Genomic DNA, 23,100 nt, shown 5'->3' with positions numbered 1-23,100 from the left:
GACATCTTACCATGATGTGATGGCGGGGAAGACGGCGGGGCGTACGTATGCGGCCCCCCTTCGCCGCGCGCGAAGCCTTCGGCGCATCGGGCATGAGGGGGCGCCCCCGACGGAACCCCATCCATGGTCTTGAGAGGATACGCGGCAGCGCATCCCTCCTACCCATAGAGCTTTCCTTTTCAGCCGCGGATACGAACCGGACCGGCCGGTGCCGGCGGCATGAGTCGAAACGGCCTTCCGCGGGAACGTGATCGAAGGCCGGAAGGGCACGCCCGCCCTCAGGAGATGAGGCCGCGCCGCAGGGCGGTGGCCACGGCCTCGGTGCGGTCCTTCACCCCCAGCTTCTCGAAGATGTGGGTGATGTGGGTCTTCACCGTCTGGATGCTGATGAAAAGCCTGTCCGAAATCTCCTTGTTGGAGAGCCCGTCCCCTAGGAGTTGCAGTATCTCCAACTCCCTCTCGCTCAGGCCGTATGTCTCCCGGTTGCTCTGGGCCAGGTAGACGTACTCCTTGAGCAGCTGCGCCTGGGCCTCGGGATGCAGAGTGGCGCCCCCCTTGTGTACCTCCTTTATGGCCTTCACCAGTTCCTCCATGCCCGTGTTCTTGAGGAGGTACCCGGTGGCTCCCGCCTTGACCGCCTCGTAGACGTAACCCTCCTGGTCCAGCATGGTGAGCATTATGACCTTGGTCTCCGGGAGGTCCTTCTTTATCAGCCTGGTCGCCGTGATGCCGTTCATGCCCGGCATGCTGATGTCCATGAGGACCACGTCGGGTTTGAGGCTTCGAGCCTTGGCCACCGCCTCGTCTCCCCCCGAGGCCTCTCCCACCACCTCGATCTCCGGGTTCAAGCGCAAGAGACTCACCAGCCCCTCCCGGACCAGGCGGTGGTCGTCCACCACCAGGACCTTCAAAGGCTCACGAGCCATCCTCAACCCTCCTTGCTCACCGCGTAGAGGGGGAACCTGGCCTCGACGAGTGTTCCCTCCCCCGGCGCGCTCTTCACCCTCAGCCTACCCCCCAGCGACTCGGCCCTTTCCCGCATCCCCGCCAGCCCGAATCCCCGCGATTGCCTCCTCTGAGAGGGCGGGAACTCGAAGCCCACGCCGTCGTCCTCCACCCGGAGCACCAACTCCTCTCCCTCGCTGCTCAGTTCCACCTCCGCCCGGCGGCACCGGGAATGCTTGACCACGTTGTGCAGGGCTTCCTGGCATATGCGGTAAAGGGCCGTCTCCGCCTCCGGGGTGAGCTGGGGCACTTCTCCTTCCTTCAGTTCAATCTTCAACTCCCAGGGGGCTTCCTCCTGCACGCGGCGGATGTACTTCTGCAGGGCGGGCACAAGCCCCATGTCGTCCAGCATGGTGGGGCGCAGCCCTGCGATTATACGGCGCATCTCGTCGATGCCCTGGTTGATTATCTCCTGCGACTCGCGCAGGGCGCGGCGGGCCCCTTGCGGGTCGCTCTCCAGGCGCGCCTCCCCGAACTGCACCCGGAAAACCGCGCTTACCAGGTTCTGGATGACACCGTCGTGCAGCTCCATGGCTACCCTCCTCCGCTCGTCCTCCTGGGCGTTGATCACCCGCTGCAGGAGCTGGCGGTGTATTTCCTCGTCGTAGCGCAGTTCCTCGTAGAGGCGGGCGTTCTCGATGGCCAGAGCCGCCTGGTTGCCCACGGCGGCCAGTAGCTCGACCTCCTGGGGGCTCAGCTCCATTTCCTTCACCCTGCCCAGGAAGATCACCCCGATGAACCTTCCCTTCGCCCTCAAGGGCAGAAGGTAAAGGGAGCGCAGCCCGGCAAGGACCCCGGCCACCTCATCTCCGGAGAGGACGGAAGCGGGCAGAGGCTGGACACCGGAATCGTACGCGCCCTCCTGTTCGGTCCATTCCCGAAGCCGCTCATAGGGGATGTGGAACTTGTTCCGCTCCCTCTCCCCCAGCGGCAAGCGGGAACACACGGAAGCGGGGTAGAAGCGCCTGCCGGCGGCATCCAGGAGGGTGATGGCGCAGACGTCCAGTTCGAAGAGATGGCGTAGTTTCTCCCCGATGGTCTCCAGGACCTCCTCCAGCTCCAGGGTGGAGATGAGCTTCTCCGTTATGTCCCGCAGGGTGGAGAGCTGCAGCCGGCGTATCCGCTCCTGCCTGGCCTGCTCCTCCAGGCCTCTGTCCTTCACGGAGAGGGCGCGGGAGACGTGCGCCTTGAGCTCTCCGAGATCGAAGGGCTTGGCCACGTACTCCACAGCACCGCCGCCCAAGCCTTTCAGGCGGTCCATGTCCGTGTCCCTGGCGGTGACCACGATGACCGGGATGTCCGAGGTCTCCGGGTCCTTCTTCAGGCGCTTCAGGACCTCGAAACCGTCCATTTTGGGCATCATGATGTCCAGGAGGATGCAGTCCGGCTTCTTCTCCTCCACCTCCCGCAGGGCCTCCAAGCCGTCGTGGGCCACACGGACCCTGTGGCCCTCGAACTCCAGGTTCATGGCCATGATCCGGGCCACCTCCGGCTCGTCATCCACCACCAGGATGTCCGCGCCGGATACCATTTCTCCTTCGCCCCGGGTATGATGCACGCCGCTCACCCCGTTGACCTCGCCGCACTCCTGGAGTTCCCGGAGGCCCGGCTTCTTCCCCTCGTCAACTTCCCCCGTTCCTTATTTTCCATGATTCCATTGCCCAGCGCCTTAACCCCAAAAACCTTCACCCCAACCGCTCCTTGGCAACCCCTCCCAACTCCCCGACATGGGCATGGGCGGGCCTAAACACGGCTTCCGCCAAACCGGTGAAGCGCGTCCGCCGGTTTGCTCCCGTCACTATGGCCTCGACGCGCTCACACCTATTCAAAGTCGGCCTGAGCCGCCCTCATCTTGACTTTTCCTTCGAGAGGCGCGTCTTTTATCCTCATCTACACGCCCCTCACCTTCCCCGCCGTCCCGCATGAGGGAGGCGAACGCGGCGCATGTGCGCCACATTGCGAACTTCTCGCGAAGAACACGGTAAATACGGCAGGATATGGTAATTGGAGCCCTGGACCGAGAATTCCCGATCCCGGTGCAGCATCCGGCGACTTCTACGGTTGCATATCTCTCGGGCTTGAATCCTGCCCTCCACCCGGACGTGTACGAAATGAGGCGGGATTCGTGCTCCCATCGACCGGGGATCGGTATGCACCGGACTCGCGAGAACCTCGAGAATGCATACGCTCACCCGGCTCGGTGCCATGCGCTTATCCCTGCGTGCACGGAAACGGGAAACGGAAGGACAAGGCTTTCCGTGTCCACGGGAGCTGGCGAGGTAGCCGCCGGTGCAGGCCCCGAAAAGGAAGGCCGGCTGTCCATCAACATGACCCGCCCTTGAGCGTCTTCACAAGCCCAGAGGGAGGGACCGCTGTGATCCCGTGGTCTGCCCCATGGGGACGAGCAGCAAAGGAGGACTCAAGGGAGGGGCGGAAGCTGGTCGGGTTCAGCTCATGCCCGCCTTCCCGAGGTGCTCGGTGATGGGGATCACCCGGCCGTCGCTCCATCTCACCCGGATCTTCCCCTCCTCCACCAGACGGAGGAACACCTCCACCACCCGCGGGTCGAACTGCCTCCCGGCTCCCCTCCTCAGCTCAGCAAGGGCTTCCTCCAGGGGGAGGGCCTTGCGGTAGGGGCGGTCGGAGGTCATGGACTCGAAGGCGTCGGCCACGGCGATGATGCGGGAACCCAAAGGGATCTCTTCCCCCTTCAGCCCGTCCGGATACCCCGTGCCATCGTACCTCTCGTGATGGTGGTAGACCAGGGGCATCACCGGTTCGAGCAGCTTCACCGACTGCAGTATGCGTGTGCCTATGAAGGGGTGGTATTCCATCTCCCTCCGCTCGTCCTCGGTGAGCAGGCCGGGCTTTTTCAGTATCTTCTCCCGGATACCGATCTTGCCCACGTCGTGCAGGATGGAGGCGTGACGGATGACGTCCACCTCCTCGGGGGAGAGCCCCATCCCCTCCGCCAGGGCCACCGAGTATTCCATGACCCGGTTGGAATGGCCGTGGGTATAGGCATCCCGGGCGTCGATGGCGTTGGCCAGGGCGGTTATCACCTCGATGTATATCTCCTCAAGGCTCTCGAAGAGGCGGGCGTTCTCGATGGCGATGGCCGCCTGGCTGGCCAGGCTGGTGAAGAGGTTTATCTCGTGGGGAGTGAAATTGCGCGGTTCCTCGGTATAGAGGTTCAAGACCCCTATGACCCGGTCCTTCAGGCTGAGGGGCACGGAAAGCAGGGAGCACAGCCCTTCCCGTCGGGCATACTCCGGATAGGCGTGGAGGGAGTCGGTCCTTATGTCCCGCACCGCGATCGGCCTTCCCTCCTGGATGACCCTTCCGGCCACGCTCTCCCCCACTTTGATGGAACCCTTGCTCAGGTAATCCTCGGAAAGGCCGTGCGCGGCGGCCACGACCAGCTCCTGGCTCTCCTCGTCCAAGAGCATGATGGAGCTGGTCTTGGCGTTCAGTAGCACCAGGCTCATCTGGACTATCTGCTGCAGGACGGTCTCCAGGTCAATGGCCGAGGTGATGGCTTTATCGATCTCGAATATGGCATGCAGCTCTCCGATGCGGTTCTGCAGGTCGGCGTAGAGCCGCGAGTTGTGCACCGCCACCGCCGCCTGAACGGAGAGGGCGGACATCAGGTTGAGGTCGTTGTCGGTGAAACTGTCCTTTAGATGGTTCCCGGCGAAGACCACCCCGTATACCTCATCCCTCCACTTGAGGGGCGAATAGATGGCGGAGCGAATGCGATGCGTTTCCAGGAACTGCCGGTAACCCCATTCTAAGTCCGTGTCCCTGACCATCATGGGCTCCCGGGACTCTAAAACCCTTCCCACCAGACCGTAATCCCGGGGAAGGACGATGGCCGCCTCGCCTGAACTCACCCCCTCCGAGGCCACCACGCACAGGCGCTCCCCCTCGGAGTCCAGCCTGAAGACCAGCGCAACGTCGGGGTTGATGCTCCGCGAGACGGCCTCACAGAGGTTCTCGTAGACCTTCTCCTCGCTCAGCGTGGAGTCGAAGAGGGTGGCGAAGCCGGACAGGGCGGTGAGCTCCACCATCCTCCTGGCCTTCTCCCGGCTCTCACTCTCGGCAAACTCGGACATGAATCCCGTGACGAGGGCGCTAAGGAGGTTGAAACCGCAGCGGAAAAGGACCATGCCCGCCGATTCCAGCCCGGACAGGCGGCCGGAGAGCCCCGCGGTTAGCACGAAGAGGAGGCTGCCCAGGACGCCGAAGCCGATGCCTTCCCGGAGGCCGAACCAGAGGGCCATATTCACCACCGGCAGGGCATAAAGGAAATCGAACTCCGGGATGGGGGCGGAGCGGGTGTAATAGATGAGGAGGGAGATGAGGAGCATCTCGAAGGGCATCAAGCTCAGGCAGGCCAGGCGAAACCTCTTTTCGGGAACGCGGAAGACGATCTGGTCGACGATCACGTAAAAGACGCCCATCCCAGCCACCACGGGGATCACGATGGACTGGTCGAATCTCTGTCTGGAGATGAGTAGCTGGACGAGCACGTAGAGATATACGACGATGCGGATGATCCTGGTGAAGAGGACGATCTTGCGTTTTAGGTCCAAGGCCGCACCCCTCGATGTCCCGTCTTTGTGACCGAGGCCGTCCTGCGTCTGCTCTGATTTATTCTTGAAAACACCGCTACCGCACAACCCTCCGAAGAGGGATAGCGCGTGTCCCGTGCTCTTGTGGTTCTCATTAATCTTTTAATTTATCGTCTAAAGGGGCCTTTACCTAAAGGATTTCCTTGAACGGCGATTAACGGCCAGTATGCGGTAGCGATTCGGGGTTCAAAGGCGGGGAGGGGAAAGCCGCAAGCGCCTCCAGCTCAGGTCGAAGCCCCGAAACACCGCGCGCAAAGAACCCCCGGTTTGCCAGTAAAGCAACGGGTCCACAGAACAGAACCAACATGCCAATAAAGCAACGGCGCTACGGGTCAGATACATGGAAGATGTGGGAGAGCCCCTTTCAATCCTCCAGGACGGCCAGCTCCAGGGCCTCGGCCCAACCCTCGTTGAGGAAGCCCTCGGTGACCACCACGTTGGGGGTAACGGCGATGCGCGGTTCGAGGTGCGGATTGCCCAGAAGGCCGTTTCGGACCAGGAAAAAGACGCCCACCACCTCGCTCTGGGCCAGATCGGCCTCCGAATCCCCTACGGCGACGGCCTCCCGGCGCCGGAAACCGCGCCTCCTCATGTCCTCGGCCACCGCCTTCTCCTTGCTCACACCCTTGGGCACCAGGTGGTAGGCCCTCACCTCGGACACCTCCAGGCCGGGATAGCTCCTGGGGATGACGCCGTTGTCCACCAGCTCCAGCCCCGGATACCTCTCCTCCAGAACGCCGTTCACCTCCGCCAGGTCCACCAGGCCGCGGAAGATGGGGGTGCAATCACGGTAATTGGACCAGGGGGTGTGAAACTCCAGCCTTCCCTTATGGGCCTGCAGGAGGAAATCGACGGCCCCGCTGTCCATTATCGCCCTGTATAGGTCCCCGCATGCCCCCTCCAGGCCCCCGGTGTTGAGGACCACCTCCTCTCCCAGGTCGTACACCAGCTCCACCCCAAGCTCGGCGATGTAGTTACGCAGGCCGAGCAGGCGAGCGTCTTCCCGCAGCTGGCGGGCGCTCCTCCCGGAGACCGGGACCACGTCCACCCCCCTGCGCAGGGCCTCCACCAGGGCTCGCGCCGGACGGAGGGTGTAACCTCCTCCCAGGTTGCGGAAGAAACATCCTCCCGGCCCCATCATGGTCCCGTCCAGGTCGGTGTAGACCACCTTTACCCGCCCCATCTTTTCCTTAAGGGACGGCCAACGCGCCTGCGGCCCGTATTCCCTGAGGGCGCGCTCCAGGAGGCTATCCCCGGGGGATGCGCCTTTCTCCACCTATCCTCGACCTCCGAACAGGGCCCGGTATTCCTCGAGCTGGCCGATGGGGGGCCTCTCCTCCACCGGCAGCCGCCTGCTGTCCAGGATGTATTCCCCGTTCCGGTAATCCACCTGAGTTATCTCCGTCCGGAAACCTTCCGAAAAGGTGAGCCTTCCCTCCTCCTGCAGGCGTACCAGCACCGCCTGCATGACCTGGAAGGCCATCCTTCCCAGAGCCGGCAAAGTCTGGTTGCGGTGCTGCCTCTCCTCCAGGTCCACTTGGGCGATGACCCCCATTCCGTAGCGGGAATAGATGTCGATGAGCATGCCTATCTCCACCCCATAACCGGAGAAGAAGGGGATGCTCTCCAGAAGGGACCTCTTCCCTCCGTATTCGCCGGAAAGGGGCTGGATGAGGGCGGTGAGCTCGGGGTAGAAGAGGCTTAAAAGCGGGCGGGCCACCAGTTCGGTCACTCTTCCCCCGCCGGTGGGCAGAAGCCTGTGCTCCGCCCGGAAGGGGCGCTGGTAGAACCCCTTGACGAAAAGTATATCCTCCCTGGTCAGCAGGGGCCCCAGGATGCCGTAGACGAAGCGGGGATGGAAGTTGCGGATGTCGGAGTCCATCCAGATGATGATGTCCCCGCGCAGGCAGTACATGCTCCTCCAGAGGGCGTCTCCCTTGCCCTGGGGGTAATATAAGCCGGGAAGGATCTCCTCCTGCCGGTAGACCTCCGCCCCCATCTCGCGGGCCAGCTCCGGGGTGCCGTCCCTGCTCCCCCCGTCCACAACACAGAGCTGGTCTACCAGGGGGACGCGGGTCATGAGCTCCTCGACGATGGTCTCCAGTATGGGGCCTATGGTTGAGGCCTCGTTCAGGCTGGGAAGGCACACGCTCACCGTCTTTTCCGCCCGGCGTTTGTGCTCCATCAGTCGATCCAGGTCCTCGAACTGGCAGTGGTGGAAGGTGTTCCCCTCGGACCACGCGCAGGTCTCCAGCCTCCTTCCCATGCCCTACCCCCTTGAGTCCTCTCACCGGAAAACCCGAGGCGAACGGCTGCGCCTCACCCGGACAAGATCCCGCATTCGCTGCCCTCTCCCCATCCTTCCGCCGCCGATTCTCCCAACCCCTCACCTACCGGACCGTTCTCCGGTGGCCTTCCTTCCCAGGACGAAGGCCCTTAAGTTGGCCTCCAGCGCTTTTGGGGGGATCCTTTCCCGCAGGGATTCCTCCCAGGCATTATCCGGAAACTCGAGGAACGCGGAGAGCGCTCCCAGCATCACCGTTCCCACCGCCCTGGTGCTGCCCGCTTCCGTGGCCAGGTCGCGGGCCCGGAGCACCACGCAGTTTCCCGCCGCCTCCCGGAGGAGCTCCAGGGACTCCTCGGGATACGCTGCATCGCCCCTCAACACGGGAAGGGGATCGAGGCGGTATTCGTTGACCAGTACCGTCCCGCCGGGGCGGAGGTATTCGAGGAAGCGGAGCCCCTCCAGGAGTTCGTAGGCCAGCAGGAAATCCGCACGCCCCCGGGGGATGAGGGGGGAATACACCTCCCTCCCCCAGCGAACCATGCACACCACGCTACCGCCTCTCTGGGCCATCCCGTGCACCTCGGAGGTCTTGACGCTATATCCCGCGCGCATGGCCGTCTCGGCCAGGATGCGAGCCGAGAGCACGTTTCCCTGTCCCCCCACCCCGGCCAGTATCACGTCAGTCAAGGTCCCCCACCTCCCGCAGGGCACCCGGTCGGCAGAGCTGCGCGCACATGGAACAGCCGGCACACAGGTCCTCGTCCACCCACGCCTTATCCCCCCGCAAGACAATAGCCGGACATCCCAGCCGCAGGCAGCGCCGGCAGCCGGTGCACTCCTCGTCGACCACCCTGAAGACGGCGTGCCGGGAACGGGTCATGAGCGTACAGGCGCGACGCGAGATTACCACAGAGGTGCGGTCGGATCCCACCTCCTCACGCAGGACCTCCTCCGTCGCCTTCAGGTCCCAGGGGTCGACCACGCGCACGGAGTCCACTCCAATGGCCCGACAGAGCGCCTCCAGATCCAGGGCGTGGGTCGACTCCCCCATGAGGGTCCTTCCCGTTCCGGGGTGATCCTGGAAACCGGTCATAGCCGTGGTCCGGTTGTCCAGGATGATGATGGTGCACGGGGTGCGGTTGTAGACCATGTCTATGAGGCCGGTGATGCCCCCGTGGATGAAGGTGGAATCTCCCAGGGCGCCCACCACCCTGCCGCGGAGATCCGCGTTCACCCGGCTCCCGGAAAAGGCCTTCTCCAGCCCCAGGGCCATTCCCACCCCCGCCCCCATGCACACCTGGCAGTCGATGCCCTCGATGGGAGGCAGCACGCTGAGAGTGTAACAGCCGATGTCGCTGGAGACCACCAGCTTCAGCCGGGAGAGGACGTAGAAGAGGCCGCGGTGCGGGCACCCGGGACACATGACCGGCGGACGCGCCGGGAGCTCGCCGGGGAGGGATACGGTGATGAGTTCCGGCTTTTCCCAACCCCCGCCTTTGACACCCGTGTCCACCTCTATGATCTCCGCCAGGCATCTCCCCACGCGGTCCGGGTCCAGCTCTCCGTCCCGGGGAATCCTCGCCTTACCCATGACGTCCAGACCCATGGCTTTGAGGGATTCCTCCAGGAAGGGTTCCAGTTCCTCCACCACGTAAAGGCGGCGGAAATGGGAGGCGAAGTCGCGCACCGTCCTCTCCGGGAGCGGATGGACGAACCCCAGTTTGAGCACGGAGGCCTGGGGGAAAGCCTCCCGCACGTAGTGGTAGCACACGCCGGAGGTCACTATGCCCACCCGGTCGGACCGCATCTCCACCCGGTTGAAGGGAAAGCTCTCCGCTTCCCTGGCCAGCTCCTCCAGGCGACGCAGGAGAACCGGGTGGCGCAGGCGAGCGTGTCCGGGTATCATCACCCTCTTGGCGGCGTCCTTCCGGTAGGGAAGGTCCACCTCCATCCTCTCCTCGTCGTATTCCACCACCGACCGGGAATGGCTGACCCGCGTCTCCAGGCGCAGGAGGACCGGCGTGTCGTAGCGTTCCGAGAGCTCGAGGGCCGCGCCCACCATGCGGTAAGCCTCCAGGCTGTCCGAGGGCTCGAGGAGCGGGACCCCGGCCATGCGGGCGTAATAGCGGCTGTCCTGTTCGTTCTGGGAGGAATGCATGCCCGGGTCGTCCGCCACCACCAGGACAAGCCCGGCGTTCACCCCGATGTAGGGGAGGGTCATCCACGGGTCGGCGGCCACGTTGAGGCCCACGTGCTTCATGGCCACGAGGGTCCGTGCTCCACCCAGGCAGGCCCCGATGCCCACCTCCAGGGCCACCTTCTCGTTGGGAGACCACTCACAGTAGACGCCGGGGAGACGGGAAAGCTCCTCCAGGATCTCCGTGCTGGGAGTCCCCGGGTAAGCACAGGCCACGCGGACCCCGGCGGCATAAGCCCCCCGGGCCACGGCCTCGTTCCCCGAAAGAAGCTCTCTCCTCCGTACCGACCGCACCGGGACCTCCTTCGAGCCGTTCCCGCCGTGACTCTCGAACTTCCGGGGAAGACCGATGCCCTCAACCGTCCCGCTGCCCGTGCCTTTCAGGCCGCCTCCGCCGTTTTCTTCCACCCCCGAAACGGGATTCCCCTTGGCCTTGCGCCCCGCTTCCGGCATCGATTTTAGGGCATTATAACACGAAGGCCACCTGCTCCCCTGTGCTAAAATTACACCGAATTAGGCGCTGGACGAGGCGCGAAAAGAGGGTCTCCGCAATGGCCGGACGAGGGGAAGAGGAAGGACAACATGACAGACGCTCCGACGAGGAGCTGGTCATGTCCTTCCTGGACGGAGACCAGGCGGCATTCGAGGAACTCGTCCACCGCTATCAGCCCACGGTCATGAACCTCGCCTACCGAATGTTGGGCAACCGCACCGACGCGGCAGACGTCTGCCAGGAGGTATTCCTCCTTCTCCTGCGTAAGCTGCATTCCTTCCGCGGAGAGGCCAAGTTCTCCACCTGGCTCTACAGGGTGGCCATGAACGCCTGCCACGATCACGCCCGCCGCAGCCGCCGCCACGTCTCCCTGGCCGATTCCCCGGACGACGAGATGCCGGAGATGGAACAGCGCCTCCCCGACGAGGGAGCCGATTCCCCGGAGTCCAGCATGGAGAGGGAGGAGATGCGCCGGCGGGTGCAGGAGGCCATCGCCCGCCTGCCCTTCAAGTTCCGTGAGGTCATCTACCTCCACGACATAAGCGGGTACGATTACAAGGAGGTGGCGGAGATACTGGGCATCAACCTGGGAACGGTGAAATCCCGACTGAACAGGGCTCGAAACCGTCTGGCCGCGGAACTCGAGGACTACTGGGAACAAAGTCGCTGAACCGCCTTCCACGCCTCCGGCGAGAAGGAGGGAAACCGACGGATGGGTGGGAGGAGAACGAAAAGCGGGCTTGACGTCGGCCCCTTGCCCCGCGCCGCAGGAACGGGGGAAGGGGTGAAGGGTGAAAGAAGGATGAAAGAGGCACCCGGGAACAGGGTCGGAAACGGCATCATCTAAAACTTGGCGAGAAGAAGAGAGGTTCCATGGACATGAGATGCCGGCAGGCCAGAAAACTCTTGAATCCCCTCCTGGAAGGGGAACTGGGGCATGAGGCAGCCGCCGGGGTCGAGGGCCACCTGAAGGGATGCCCGGATTGCGCCAGGAGGTTTCAATCCCTCAAGGAATTGGTCCGCGAGCTCTCCCGGATGCCGCAGGTTAGGCCGACTGAAGCGGAGACCGCCCGGCTCCAGGCCCATCTCAGGGAAGCGATGTCCTCCCACCCGGACCGTGCATCGAGGTTTCCCTTGCGCTGGGCCGCCGCTGCAGCGAGCCTGGCGGCGGTAGTCGCCGCCGCTTTCACCTGGACTTTCCTCTCCGGGAGGAGAACCCCCAAAGCGGTGGAAACCGCGGAGAAACAGACCGCTTCTTTAGAGACCGTTTCCGGGGGAACTACGGAGGCCTCAGCCCTCTCACTGCAGGAGATCTACCCCGGGAGCGCGGAAGAGCTGGTGGTGCGGCCCGCGCTGGTCCTCTCGGGGAGGGAATATTCCCCCGGGGAGCTCCAGGCCTACGATGAGGACATCGGGCCGCGCATGGCCTTCTACTCCGCATACTGGTATCCCGTCGCCGGAGACACGCAGTCGCCCTTCATACAACGACTGCAGGAACAGCTGGTCGCCGACCTCGCCCGGCAGGCCGAGCGCGCCGGGTTGAACCCGGACGAGCTCAGGAGAGCCATCGCCGCCGGCCCGGCCGAGAGCGGGAGTGTTCTCCTCCCCTGCCGAGCGGAACTGGCCAGGGTGCTGGGGAGGGAGGTATGGCTGCTCTCCTTCAGCGGCCCCGAAGACTATCTGCTCTTCCCCGACCCCCAGGTGCCGGCCGCACTGCACCTGGCCACCCGGGGTGGCCAGGAGAGCCTCAAGTTTAGTCAGTCGATCCTCCAGGAGCTTGCCGCCCGCCTCATCCCCCGGGGTGGGGAGCTCCCAGCCCCGGCGGCATGCCCGGAAGGGGTACCCCGGGAAGCGGAGCTCTCCGAGAGGCAGGGGGACGACACCGGTAGAGCGAGGCAAGGAGGGGAGGAAAACCCTGCAGTCCCTTCCGAGGAGGAATTCCAGGCCTTTCTAAGGGATGTGGCAGCGCAGGGGAACCCGGCAGAGGTGGTTAAAGCCCTGCAGAAGATGAACTACGAGCAGCTGCTCCTGCTCCTGCAGGGGGACTGGATGTCCCTGGCCGCCAAGGGGGTGGACCTCAGCGATCTCCTCCTTCCGCCCCGACGCCTGGTCGCCGTGGACCGGGTCACGGTGGAAGTGATATGGAAAGCTCCCTGAGGCTTAGGCCGCCTCTCGACGGTGACCGCATTCCCTCCCCTCTCACCGGGACGCGGGACGGGTAAACATCCGGGTCCCTCGTCAAGGCACCGTCCCTGCCCCTTCCCTCTCCCGAGAAGGGTTCAGAAGCAGAAGAGCTGGCAGGGGTCCACTTCCTCGCGCAGGATGCGCAGCTCCTCCTCTGTGGGCTTGGGGGTCTCGGTCACGTCGTCGGGGATGATGAGCTCGAAGCCGGTGAACTGCTGGATGACCTCCGGCGTGACCCCCGGGTGGTAGGAGATGAGCTTCATGCGGCAGGTCTCCTCGTCGAAGCCCATGACCCCCAGGTGGGTGATGACCCTCCAGGGACCACCGCCCACCAAGCCGGCGCGCTCCCTTGCCCCCGGCCCGTCGAGGTACCCAGGGGTGGTTATGTAGTCCACCCTCTCCGGGAGTCGCTCCGGCAGGTGGAGTCCCATGAAGATGACCCGCTCGCACAGGGAGGCGATGTCGTTGGCCCCTCCGGAGCCGGTGAGGCGGACTCTCGGGTGTTCATAATCCCCGATGCAGGTGGCGTTGATGTTCCCGTACATGTCTATCTGGGCCCCGCCGAGGAAGCCCACGTCGGCATAGCCCGCCCGGCTGTGCCCGAATACCGAGGACATGGAGAGGATGATGGGGGCCTTGTAGGTGGTCCAGGAACAGGACACCGACCAGGGGAGCACCCGGGGTTCGGGGTCCACCGCACCGCACTCGTATATGGCCATCATGTTGGGGGCGTGCATCTTCTTGGCCAGGAGCGCGCCCACCAGGGGCAGGCCGGTGCCCACGAAGACGCTCTCCCCGTCCTTTATAAGCCTGGCCGCCACGCAGGCCAGGAGCTCCCTGGGAGTATATTGAATCTCGCTCATCTCACAACCCTCCTTAAATGGCCCGCTTGGCCACTTCCTCGTATTTCCAGTCCCTCTCGCCGCCGACTCCCCAGTACCCCAACCCGAAGTAACTGGCGTCGCAGGAGAGCTGTTCCAAGCGCTTCATGTATTCCAGGACGTTCATGCCCTCCTCCTCGGCGATGAGCTGGATCATCTCGTAATGGTCCTTGGTGCCCAGGATGTACTTCTCGTACCACTCCTTGGTCGATTCCCTGGTCTTCCACTCCACGCGAACCACTCTCTCCTGCAGCCGGCGGTCGAAGTAGTACATGCCCGGCATATCCCCGGGATAGGCCCCGTAAGGGACCTCGCACACGGCGTCCACGCAGTAGTGGGGGATGATCACCTGGTAGGGATTGGAGCGGATGTCCTCGGGGCTCACTATGCGCTCGCAGGTGACGATGACCTTGCGGGCGGCTATGGCGATAGCCGTGTCGTTGACCGAGGGGCCCCAGATCCGGCTGTTCCCGTACTTGTCCGCGTGGTGGACGTGGAAGATGGCCACGTCGGGGTACATGGCCGGCACCAGGCATACCGGCTCGCCGGTCCAGGGGTCTTTGGCCTCTCTCACGTAGGGGTTGGTGCGCATGAGGTCCGTGCCCAGCATGGACTTGCAGGCCACGTAGTTCACCCCCTGTTCCGCGGCGCGCAGGGCCAGGGAAAGGGCCCCGTGGCTCCACTCGGAATAGACCTTGAGGGTCCCCGCCTCCACCCCGCGGCGGAAGGGGGAGATCAGGCCCCGCATCTCCACCCCCACGTAGGCCACGTGGGCCCCCTCAAGGCCGCCGAACTCGTGCCAGGCGGTGTTCATGCCGCCGGGAGTGAAGATGCCCACCAGGTTCTTCTTGCGCTGGCGGCCTATCTCCCAGTAAGCGGCCATGGGACCGCGCACGTAGGCGAAACCGGTCTCCACGATGGAATCGCCGTCCTCCACCAGGGTGGCGATGGCCTCCTGGAGGGTCATGCGCTTGTCCTTCTCGGCGCGGGACTTCTTGAGCTTCCATTCCCGGGCCAGTTTGTGGTCGAAGAGTCGGTCGTTGGCGTGGCTCATCCTGTTACCTCCCGGTCTGATCCAAGCGACGGTAGGGGAAATCGGAGGCCTTCAAGCCGGGGGGGTGAGGCGGTCCCGTGGTGGGGTGAGACCGCCCGGCTTGCTCCTTACCCTGCTCCATCTGTTTCCTCGTCCAGAGCGCGAATCCTGTTTCAGATCTACTGCAGTATCTATAACCTTAATATTTTTACCACCAAAGGACGCGGCGCGCAAACATCTATCCAAACCCGAAAACGCCTGCTCAAACGACATCACAACCCCAAACCGGAAAGCGCCGAAGGATACGACAAAACACCTTTCCCCGCCCTGCCGACAGGGTTGCCTTTCGGCCACTCTGCAACCCGAAACGCCCGCCCGAAGGGAACATGCCCTTTCTGACCGACCTCAACGTCCGGACGGTCCGGAGGGTGTAACATGTAAGTTGCGCGGGCGCACGCGCCCTACGCGAGAAGCCCCATATCCCGCGCTGGCAGGCGGGGAGAGCGGCGAGAGGGGAAAGGAGCTCCTGATGCACGAACTGGGGGTCACGGAGAGCATCGCCGGCATCGTCCTTCGACACGCGGAGATGAACGGAGCCCGGCGGGTAATAAAGGTGAACATCAAGCTGGGGGAACTGACGGGGATAGTGGACCACTACGTCAGTTTCTACTGGGACCTGGTGACCAGGGACACCATCGCCCAGGGGGCGGAGCTGAACTTCGACAAAGTCCCCGTGGTGGCCTACTGCCAGAACTGCCGTGAGGAATTCCGCATCCAGGAATACGACCTCACCTGCCCGCGGTGCGGCGAGGTGGCCTCGGATATAATCTCCGGCAGGGAATTCATGGTGGAGTCCATCGAGATAGAATGATGATCGGGACGCGGTGGACTCTTCCCGGAAGGAGCGGGGCATAGCGGCCTTTCATGCACCATCCGTGAGCCGCGTCCCCGGGAAGGAGAGGAACGTCGGAAGGCGAGGGTGACCAATGGACATCCAGATTCTGGAAGGCGTCTTCGACGCCAACGAGAGGATAGCCCGGGAGAACGAGGCCCTCTTCAGGGAGAACGGCGTGCTGGCCGTCAACCTCATGGCCTCTCCCGGCGCGGGCAAGACCTCCCTGGTCTCCCGCACCCTGGAGCTGCTCGCGAGGGAGATGAACATCGGGGTCATCGAGGGGGACATCGCCTCCAGCGTGGACGCGGAGAAGATCAAGTCCTACGGCGTCCCCGTGGTGCAGATCAACACCGGGGGTGCCTGTCATCTGGACGCCTCCATGATACGGGAGGCGCTCGGCCACCTGGACCTCTCCTCCCTGGACCTCCTGATCATCGAGAACGTGGGCAACCTGGTCTGCCCGGCGGAGTTCAACCTCGGCGAGGGTCTGCGGGCTATGATCCTCTCCGTGGCCGAGGGTCACGACAAACCGCTCAAGTACCCCCTCATGTTCAGCCAGTCGCACGTGCTGCTGGTGAACAAGATAGACCTCCTGGGCCTGAGCGACTTCGACCTCGGCGAGCTGCGCGAGACCGTCCGCCGCATGAACCCGGAGATGGTGGTCTTCGAGATCAGTTGCCGGACCGGTGAGGGCCTCCAGGCCTGGGCAGACTGGTTGAGGAACAGAGCGGCGAAGAAGGGCTGACCGTACCGGCACCCGGGAGATGAGACCGCCAAGGGCAAACCGAAAGTGAGCGGCTGTATTCTTTAAGAGCCGGCAAATGGGCGAGGCGGGATACGAGGTCGAGACGTAGGCCTTCAGATAGAATTTTCGGCGCACTTCGGCCGTTCGCGGATATATGAGTGTAGGAGTGGGAACACGTCGACCGGCGCCACGGGTGCCATCCCCCGACCGGCCTCTCCTCTCCTCCCGGAATCGTCCGCCTACGTCCCGAGACCCTACTCCGGCGCTCTCGTGCGAACCAAAGCCCCCGCTCTTTTTTCACCGTCACTTCGACCCTCTCCTCAGCAGGGGTATCCTCCGCCACACGCCCCGCAAGCGCATCACAGTATGACCAGCAGGAGCAACAGGACCACCGCCAGGAGGAGGCGGTAAACGGCATAGGGCGCGAAGGAGCGGCTCTTCAGGCGCGAGAGCAGGAAGCCGATGGCCAGGTAACCGGAGACCGCCGCCGCCGCGCAACCCACGGCCATGGGCCACATCCCTCCCTGGGGTATCCCCTCTCTCGCCAGCTTGAGCCCTTCGTAGGCCGCCGCGGCCCCGATGATGGGGATGGAGAGGAGGAAAGCGAAATCCGCCGCCTCCTTCCTCTCAATGCCCGCGGCGCGGGCCACGGAGATGGTGATGCCCGAACGCGACACCCCGGGCATGAGGGCCAGCCCCTGGGCAACGCCCACGGCCAGGGATTCCCTCCATCCCGCCTCCCGCCAGCCCCTGCTCCGCCCGCCCCAGGCATCCGCCGCCCACAGCACCAGGCCGAAGAGGGCCAGGGCCACGAGCATGAGCAAGGGCATCCCCTCCATGGCCTCCGAGGACTCGGCGAACACGGCTCCTAGGAAGACACCGGGCAGCGTGGCCAGCAGGAGGAGCCGGCCCAGGCGGGCTTCGTCCCCCCCGCGTTCCCTCCCCCGTGCCTCACGCCAGCACGCGTGGACGATGGACGTGAGGCGGCGGCGGTAATACCATACCACCGCCAGCCAGGTCCCGAGGTGAAGGGCCACGGTGAAGGAGAGGTCCGGCTTGCCCCAGCCGAAGAGGTGGATGAGGAGGGCAAGGTGCGCGGAGCTGGACACGGGCCATAACTCGGTGACACCCTGCACCAGCCCCAGAAGCAAAGCCGCCCCTATGCCCATGCCCGCCCCCGATCGCGGATCCCCCGGCTCATCCCCGAGGACCTCAGGAACTCGCCCCGTTCCGCCAGCATGGCCGCCACCCGGGCCGCGCGTTCCGGGTTGGTGTAGATGCACAGACGATCCCGGGGCATGTCGGCCACCTCAGCCGTCTCCGCGTCCCTCTGAGGCATGCCCACGGTGACGATGGGCTTGCCGTGCCTCTCCATGAGCTCCACCACCTTCTCCGCGAAGCGGCTGCTGCCCTCCCTCACGTATCGGCGCCGCACGGCGATTATCTCCCTCTCCTCGGGAGGGACCTCCTCCGGCCTCTCCGCCATCCCGAAGGCGGCGGCGGCGTTCACCGTCCCCAGGGAGATGAGGAGGTCGAAATCGGGATGCGAGGCCAGTATCTCCAGGCACCGCGCGTGATCCTCCAGGTTCACGATTCCCACCAGGTCCACGGGGTTCCCCTTGCTCCAGTAGGAGGGGAGTATGGAGGAGAGCCTCTCCTTCACCTCGCCGGGCAGTGAGGCGACCTGCAGCCCGTGTCGCTCACAGAGGTCGGCCTCCACGACCCCCCATCCGCCTCCCCAGGAGAGGATGGCCAGCCGCCTACCCCGGGGAATGGGAAGTTTTACCAGGGCATCCGAGAAGTCCAGCATCTCCTCGGTGGTCTCCGCCTGGATCATGCCCGCCTGCCTGATCATCCCACGGTATATGTCCTGCGAGCCGGCCATCGCCGCGCTGTGGGAAGCCGCGGCCCTCCTACCGGCCTCCGTGCCTCCCGCCTTGTAGATGACGATGGGCTTGCGGGGGGTTATCTCCCGGGCCAGCTCGAGGATGCGCCGCGGCCGTTTGAACCCCTCCACGTAGAGCAGGATCACCCGGGTCAGTTCGTCATTGGCAAAATATTCCAGATAATCGGCGAAGTCCAGGTCGCACTCGTTGCCCACGCACACGAAACGGGAAAAGCCGATGCCGCGATATGACCCCCAGCCCAGCATCTGGGTCCCCAGGTTCCCGCTCTGGGCGGCGAAGGCGATGTGTCCGGGACGGGGGCGTACCGGAGGCATGAGCGCGGTCAGGCTCCAGGGGGCAGAGTAGATGCCCATGGTATTGGGGCCCACGATGCGGATGCCGCGCTCATGGGCCGCCTCCACCAGCTCCCTCTCCATCTCCCTCCCCTGGGGTGAGGACTCGCTGAACCCCCCGGAGATGACGATGGCCGCCTTGACCCCGGCCGCGGCGCAGTCGTCCAGCACCTCCCGCACGCTCTCCGCGGGAATGGTGATCATGGCCAGGTCCACCGGCTCGCCTATCTCGGTGAGGCTGCGGCGGACCGGGAGGCCGTGAATCCTCCCTCCCCGGGGATTGACCAGGTACAGCCGGCCGCGATAGGCATCGCGAAGAATGTTGGAGGGGATTATATGCCCCCACTTGGCGGGGTTGCTCGAAGCTCCCACCACGGCCATGCTCCGGGGGTTGAAAAGGGCTTCTACCGCTTCACCGGATCTCATCTCTCCTCCCTCTCCCAGTCGTTCTGAGCATATCGCCTGCTTTGCTTGATCTGACGACTCACGCGAACGGGCGAGGATACACGCCGAGGACAAGGACATGCTTTCCTCCTCCCCACTCGGCCACCCGGCCAAGGTCTTTAGTTCTTGCCTTTCCCGGGGGCCGCACCGGCCCTCCCACGCTCAAAGCCCCTTTATGCGGGCGGCAAGTTCCCTCCCGCGTTCGATGAGCTCGTCTATCCGCCCCCCCACCCCCTCCAGGTAGGCCTGCACGGTGTTCCTAAGGTCCGCCGCCTCTCCGGCCACGGGGGCGAACCTCTGGCGAAAATCCGCCAGGGACTCCGGTTCCTTCGTCGGCGCCGCCTGAAGGACTCCGGACACCATATCCTTTACCGCCCGGAACAATCCCCGCGCCCTTTCCAGATAGTCCTGCAGTTCCTCCGGAGGGGAGATGCCCTCCAGTTCACGGAGGTACTCCTCCATGGTCCTGCCGTCCTCCTCGGCGGCCGCCCTTATGTCCTGGGGTTGAGGCTGCTCCCCGAGGGAGGGGAGGGCCAGGTTGTCGACGTCCACCAGCATGGGGAGAAGGATCTGGAACAGCCCCAGGGAATTTATGACCACGCCGGTCTCCCGCTCTCCGTCGGCGTAGAAGCGCATAAGTTCCAGGTGCAGATCGAGGGCTTCCTCAGGAGGGTTTAGGGCGTCAAGGGACCGGTACGCGCCGGAAAATATCTCCTGGGCCTGCGAGAAGACCTCACCTATCGCCTGGAGGTGATAATACTCGTCTCCGGACACCTCCGTCAGTGATTCGAGGACGTAGCTGAGGTCCCAGGCCACACCGTCGTGTATCTCGGAAACGCGCTTCCTGTAGTCGGGAACGCTCAACGTCTCCCCCTTCTTCCCGCATCCGGAGCCGAGCATGGCCGACACGAGACATAAGGCGGCCACGGGCAGGAGGAGCGCCAGGTACCGGCGTTTCCTGGGTATGCGCCTCAATTCCGCACCACGGCTATGCATGCGCCTTTCCGTCCCTTGCTCCTATCCGGCGACTCGGGGACATTGACCCAAACATTATAATCCACCTCCGATAGAGCGGCTCCCGCTACGCATCCTTATCATACACATATTAAATTTATGTTCACTAAAACTTGCGCCAGGTGTTAAAATATCCCTTGTGGTCTCGGGAACCTCGAGGGACTCGAGAGGAAAGGAAGGTGAAGGTTGCACAGGCGTGAGTCGCCGTTCAGGGGCAACGGCAGCGAGGCGGCGAACAGCTCCCTCAAGGTCCGTATAAGCAAGGGGTTTATTGACGCCGCCTTCGGTGAGGGGTTCCTGGTGGAGGTCTGGGACTTTCGGCGCCAGAAACTCATCTACGGGGAGAGATACAAGGAACTGGAAAAAGCAAGACGCCGCCTGAACGAGATCAAGAACGACCTGGACAGCATGAGCCTCGAACGCTTCCGCCAGGCATACCTGTCCCGCCACGCGCGCTGAACCCTTTCCGCCTCCCGCAGGTGAAAATCCGTTTTTTGCCCTTCATCTGGGAGCCTGTACCGTGGGGCGGAGAAATTTCTTCCCGCACGCGTTCGCCGCTCTTCACTTCCTGCCGAAGCGCTGACATGTATCGCGGGGCGGAGAAGACCCCGCTTTCGCCGTACCTCGGTATACAGGGGGTATACGCACATGTAGTCCGGGGATATATTCACCTACTGCCGCCCCGCCGGGGGCTCTTGTTCACGCCGTCCCCGGCCCTCCGACCGCCCAGGACCGCCCGGTCCCTCCCGCTGATGCGACGCTCCATGCCTGAAAAATACGAGTTACGGCGCACATGAGGCGGGACTCTCATCGGTTCGCCTGCGGCCGCTGCGTTTGGCGTAGAGGGCCAGAAGGCCCTTCACGCGACGCCGCAATCTCTCCCGGAGCTCCGGCGGGTGGAGCACCTCCACCTCAGTCCCCCAGCGGAGCAGCTCTCTCTCCAGCCAGGAGAGGCTGTCCGTCCTCAGGGTGCACACCAGCCCCTCCTTCTCCTCCTGGAATTCGCTGAACAGCGCCTGTTCCCTGGCCCACGGCGCCAGGGCGAGCGAAAAACGCAGCCTCACGACGATCTCCCCCGATTCCGGCGTCGTGGAAGTGCCCTTTCTCCCCGCCTCCTCCTCCCGGTGAGGCGTAAACCTCTCCTTCGTGACCTCGAGGTCCTTTATCCGGTCCACCCGGAAGACGCGCACCTCTCCGCTCATCTCGTCCCAGGCGTGGAGGTACCAGTGCCCCATCCCGAACTCCATGGACAGGGGATGCACCCGGCGCCGGGTCAGCTCCCCCCTCCCGTAGGAAAAATATTCCATCTCCACCACCCGGTGTTCCTCGCAGGCCTCCAGGAGCGGGGAGAGCACTTCCTCCCTGGAATCCGGGGTGGCCATCTCCAGGCTCTTCTCCACCTCCTCCGGGGAAAGTTCCTCCATCCCCATGGCCCGCTGAATACGGCGCATGGCGGAGTGCAAGGCCGATGAAGCCGCGGGCCCGGCCAGCCTGGCCAGGGCGCTGCAGGCCAGGTAGAGCCCGGCCAGTTCGGAAGGCGTGAAGCGCACCGGGCGGGCGAAATAATCGGCCATGCCTATGAACACGCGGTCCCCTTCAATGCTCACCTCGATGAGGTCCGCGGGGGTATAGTCGGGCTGGCCGCACAGGAAGATGAGCTCGAGATCCCTTATCAGCTGTTCCCGGGTCACCCCGAAGACCTCGCAGAGCTCCCGGAAGGTGGCGCCCTGGTGCTTCAGGACGTAGGGAATGAGAGCCAGCATGCGGCGCAACCTTGCTTCAGGACCGGACATCCCGCCCTCCTTCCAGTCCGCGCAGGATGCCCCGAAGCCTGCGCCTGACGGCCTCCCGCAGGCCAGGTGGCGAGAGCACCTCGGCGTCCTCGGCGAAAGAGAGCACCCAGTTGCAGAAGGCCTCCTCGTTCCGCACCGTGACCCTGATGACCCCGCTCCCGTCCTCCAGATAGCGGAAGGGATAGATGTCCCCGAGGTCGCGTTCCACCCACCAGGCAATGCGGGGCGAGAGGCGGACCTCGGCCTCCTGCGGTGCGCCCTCCTCGAACTCCCAGGGGAGCACCCGGGAATGGTCGCTCAACCGGAAATCCGGCGGCCTCTCGAAATCCGGGCCGGGGTTCTCGGGATGCTCCAGCACCACGTCGGACTCCACCCGTGACACGCGGAAGATCCGCATCTCCCCCCTCAAGTGGCAGTGACCCACCACGTACCAGGCCCCGCGGTCGAAATACATCCCGTAGGGGTCTACGAGCCGTTCCCGGGGCTTGGAAGAACCCAGGGAACGGTAGGCGAAACGCACCGTCTTTCTCCTCACCGAGGCCTCCCAGAACGCGCCGAGCTTCTCCAGCGCCTCCGCCGGGTGGTCGAAGCGGACGGGGACCGGCCGAGCTCCACCCAGGGGGTTCGCGCCCCCCAGGTCCGGGCTCAGCTTGAGGAGGGCAGAGGAGGCCTCGCGGGAGAGGGGTATGAGCCCTCCCGAGGCGAAGCGGTGCACCAGGAGCAGGGCCACCTTCTCCTCGGGTGTGAAATCCACCTCGGGGAGGTAGTAATCCTCCTTGGGGATGCGATAACCCGTCTCTTCTCCGAAGGCGTCCAGCGGCTCCACGCGTATGGGGATGCCCATCTCCCGGAGCTCGCTCTTGTCGCGCTCGAACATGCGCTTGAAGGACGCCGCGCTCTCCTGCTGATAACCGGGTATGCTGTTGCGTATCTGTTCCAGGGTGACTGGGCGGCGGGCCTCGAGGAGCATGGCGATGAGGTTCATCAACCTCTCCAGCTTGCTCACTGCCGACCTCCCCCCCACCCGTTTCTCCCCACTCTCACCCGGAAGGGACTTGTCACCGCCGGATGCTAACATCGGCATGTTGCGAACGGCTGCGGATATACAGGCGCGAGAGTAAAGGAAGGTGTGGATGAGTTCGACGAAGACCGCTCTGCTGGTCCTCGGGCTGCTGCTGAGCTCCGCCGCGGAGAGCCGCGGGACCACGGCCCTCCTCCTCGCCGCGCTCTCCGCCTCCTGCTTCCTTATACTGCTG

At 64.3% G+C, this 23,100-nt stretch carries 19 protein-coding genes; 5 read left to right on the top strand and 14 right to left on the bottom strand.

The features are described 5' to 3' along the window. Positions 1-278: 278 nt before the first annotated feature. The 7 genes from H7007_RS12555 to iorA form a co-directional block, all read right to left on the bottom strand. On the bottom strand, positions 279-926 hold the full coding sequence (locus H7007_RS12555) for a response regulator transcription factor (RefSeq protein ID WP_287155659.1): 648 nt from the start codon (positions 924-926) through the stop codon (positions 279-281). A 2-nt stretch (positions 927-928) separates the two neighbouring features. After that, positions 929-2,536, bottom strand: a complete 1,608-nt coding sequence (locus H7007_RS12550) for a response regulator (RefSeq protein WP_287155658.1) — start codon at positions 2,534-2,536, stop codon at positions 929-931. Between the two features lie 916 nt (positions 2,537-3,452). After that, a complete protein-coding gene (locus tag H7007_RS12545) occupies positions 3,453-5,600 on the bottom strand; it encodes a GAF domain-containing protein (protein ID WP_287155657.1) in 2,148 nt (715 codons plus the stop codon). A 403-nt stretch (positions 5,601-6,003) separates the two neighbouring features. Beyond that, complete coding sequence (locus H7007_RS12540; RefSeq protein ID WP_287155655.1) at positions 6,004-6,822, bottom strand: HAD family hydrolase; 819 nt, start codon at positions 6,820-6,822, stop codon at positions 6,004-6,006. A gap of 93 nt (positions 6,823-6,915) precedes the next feature. Beyond that, complete coding sequence (locus H7007_RS12535) at positions 6,916-7,905, bottom strand: glucosyl-3-phosphoglycerate synthase (RefSeq protein ID WP_287155653.1); 990 nt, start codon at positions 7,903-7,905, stop codon at positions 6,916-6,918. Positions 7,906-8,025: 120 nt separating this feature from the next. Then, entirely contained in the window at positions 8,026-8,604 is a 579-nt protein-coding gene (locus tag H7007_RS12530) for an indolepyruvate oxidoreductase subunit beta (RefSeq protein WP_287155749.1), read from the bottom strand. A 1-nt stretch (position 8,605) separates the two neighbouring features. Continuing rightward, entirely contained in the window at positions 8,606-10,417 is a 1,812-nt protein-coding gene (gene iorA / locus H7007_RS12525; protein ID WP_287155652.1) for an indolepyruvate ferredoxin oxidoreductase subunit alpha, read from the bottom strand. 317 nt (positions 10,418-10,734) lie between these two features. Between iorA and H7007_RS12520 the strand changes: the two genes are divergently transcribed. Further along, the gene (locus tag H7007_RS12520; protein ID WP_287155651.1) at positions 10,735-11,286 is read left to right on the top strand and encodes an RNA polymerase sigma factor; all 552 of its coding nucleotides are present in this window, start codon (positions 10,735-10,737) and stop codon (positions 11,284-11,286) included. 203 nt (positions 11,287-11,489) lie between these two features. Continuing rightward, entirely contained in the window at positions 11,490-12,773 is a 1,284-nt protein-coding gene (locus tag H7007_RS12515) for an anti-sigma factor family protein (protein WP_287155650.1), read from the top strand. Positions 12,774-12,895: 122 nt separating this feature from the next. Here H7007_RS12515 and H7007_RS12510 read toward each other — a convergent pair whose 3' ends face one another. Next, positions 12,896-13,663, bottom strand: coding sequence for a CoA-transferase subunit beta (locus H7007_RS12510; protein WP_287155649.1), 768 nt, complete (start codon positions 13,661-13,663; stop codon positions 12,896-12,898). Positions 13,664-13,676: 13 nt separating this feature from the next. Further along, on the bottom strand, positions 13,677-14,735 hold the full coding sequence (locus tag H7007_RS12505; protein ID WP_287155648.1) for a CoA transferase subunit A: 1,059 nt from the start codon (positions 14,733-14,735) through the stop codon (positions 13,677-13,679). 508 nt (positions 14,736-15,243) lie between these two features. On the opposite strand from H7007_RS12505, the gene hypA reads away from it, so the two are divergent. Beyond that, entirely contained in the window at positions 15,244-15,585 is a 342-nt protein-coding gene (hypA, locus tag H7007_RS12500) for a hydrogenase maturation nickel metallochaperone HypA (RefSeq protein ID WP_287155647.1), read from the top strand. A 115-nt stretch (positions 15,586-15,700) separates the two neighbouring features. Further along, the gene (gene hypB, locus H7007_RS12495; protein WP_287155646.1) at positions 15,701-16,354 is read left to right on the top strand and encodes a hydrogenase nickel incorporation protein HypB; all 654 of its coding nucleotides are present in this window, start codon (positions 15,701-15,703) and stop codon (positions 16,352-16,354) included. Between the two features lie 359 nt (positions 16,355-16,713). Here hypB and H7007_RS12490 read toward each other — a convergent pair whose 3' ends face one another. The 3 genes from H7007_RS12490 to H7007_RS12480 all read right to left on the bottom strand — a co-directional run bounded on the left by H7007_RS12490 (position 16,714) and on the right by H7007_RS12480 (position 20,033). After that, positions 16,714-17,523, bottom strand: coding sequence for an undecaprenyl-diphosphate phosphatase (locus tag H7007_RS12490; protein ID WP_287155645.1), 810 nt, complete (start codon positions 17,521-17,523; stop codon positions 16,714-16,716). Next, positions 17,514-19,019 (bottom strand): acetate--CoA ligase family protein, encoded by a 1,506-nt coding sequence (locus H7007_RS12485; RefSeq protein ID WP_287155644.1) that lies wholly within the window; start codon positions 19,017-19,019, stop codon positions 17,514-17,516. The genes H7007_RS12490 and H7007_RS12485 overlap by 10 nt, the downstream gene beginning before the upstream one ends. Positions 19,020-19,199: 180 nt before the next feature. Next, positions 19,200-20,033 (bottom strand): hypothetical protein, encoded by an 834-nt coding sequence (locus tag H7007_RS12480; RefSeq protein WP_287155643.1) that lies wholly within the window; start codon positions 20,031-20,033, stop codon positions 19,200-19,202. 204 nt (positions 20,034-20,237) lie between these two features. On the opposite strand from H7007_RS12480, the gene H7007_RS12475 reads away from it, so the two are divergent. After that, positions 20,238-20,510: a hypothetical protein gene (locus H7007_RS12475; protein WP_287155642.1), complete on the top strand. Its 273-nt coding sequence runs from the start codon at positions 20,238-20,240 to the stop codon at positions 20,508-20,510. Between the two features lie 323 nt (positions 20,511-20,833). Here H7007_RS12475 and H7007_RS12470 read toward each other — a convergent pair whose 3' ends face one another. Together H7007_RS12470 and H7007_RS12465 are read right to left on the bottom strand one after the other, a co-directional pair. Then, on the bottom strand, positions 20,834-21,844 hold the full coding sequence (locus H7007_RS12470; protein ID WP_287155641.1) for a helix-turn-helix transcriptional regulator: 1,011 nt from the start codon (positions 21,842-21,844) through the stop codon (positions 20,834-20,836). After that, positions 21,831-23,051, bottom strand: a complete 1,221-nt coding sequence (locus H7007_RS12465; protein ID WP_287155640.1) for a helix-turn-helix transcriptional regulator — start codon at positions 23,049-23,051, stop codon at positions 21,831-21,833. Before H7007_RS12465 ends, H7007_RS12470 begins: the two co-directional genes overlap by 14 nt. Between the last annotated feature and the right edge of the window lie 49 nt (positions 23,052-23,100).

The sequence above is a fragment of the Candidatus Solincola tengchongensis genome (assembly GCF_015711935.1).
Lineage (GTDB): Bacteria > Actinomycetota > Geothermincolia > Geothermincolales > RBG-13-55-18 > Solincola_A > Solincola_A tengchongensis.
Note: the sequence above shows the minus strand (reverse complement) of the source record. Positions and strands in the feature narration are given on the sequence as shown.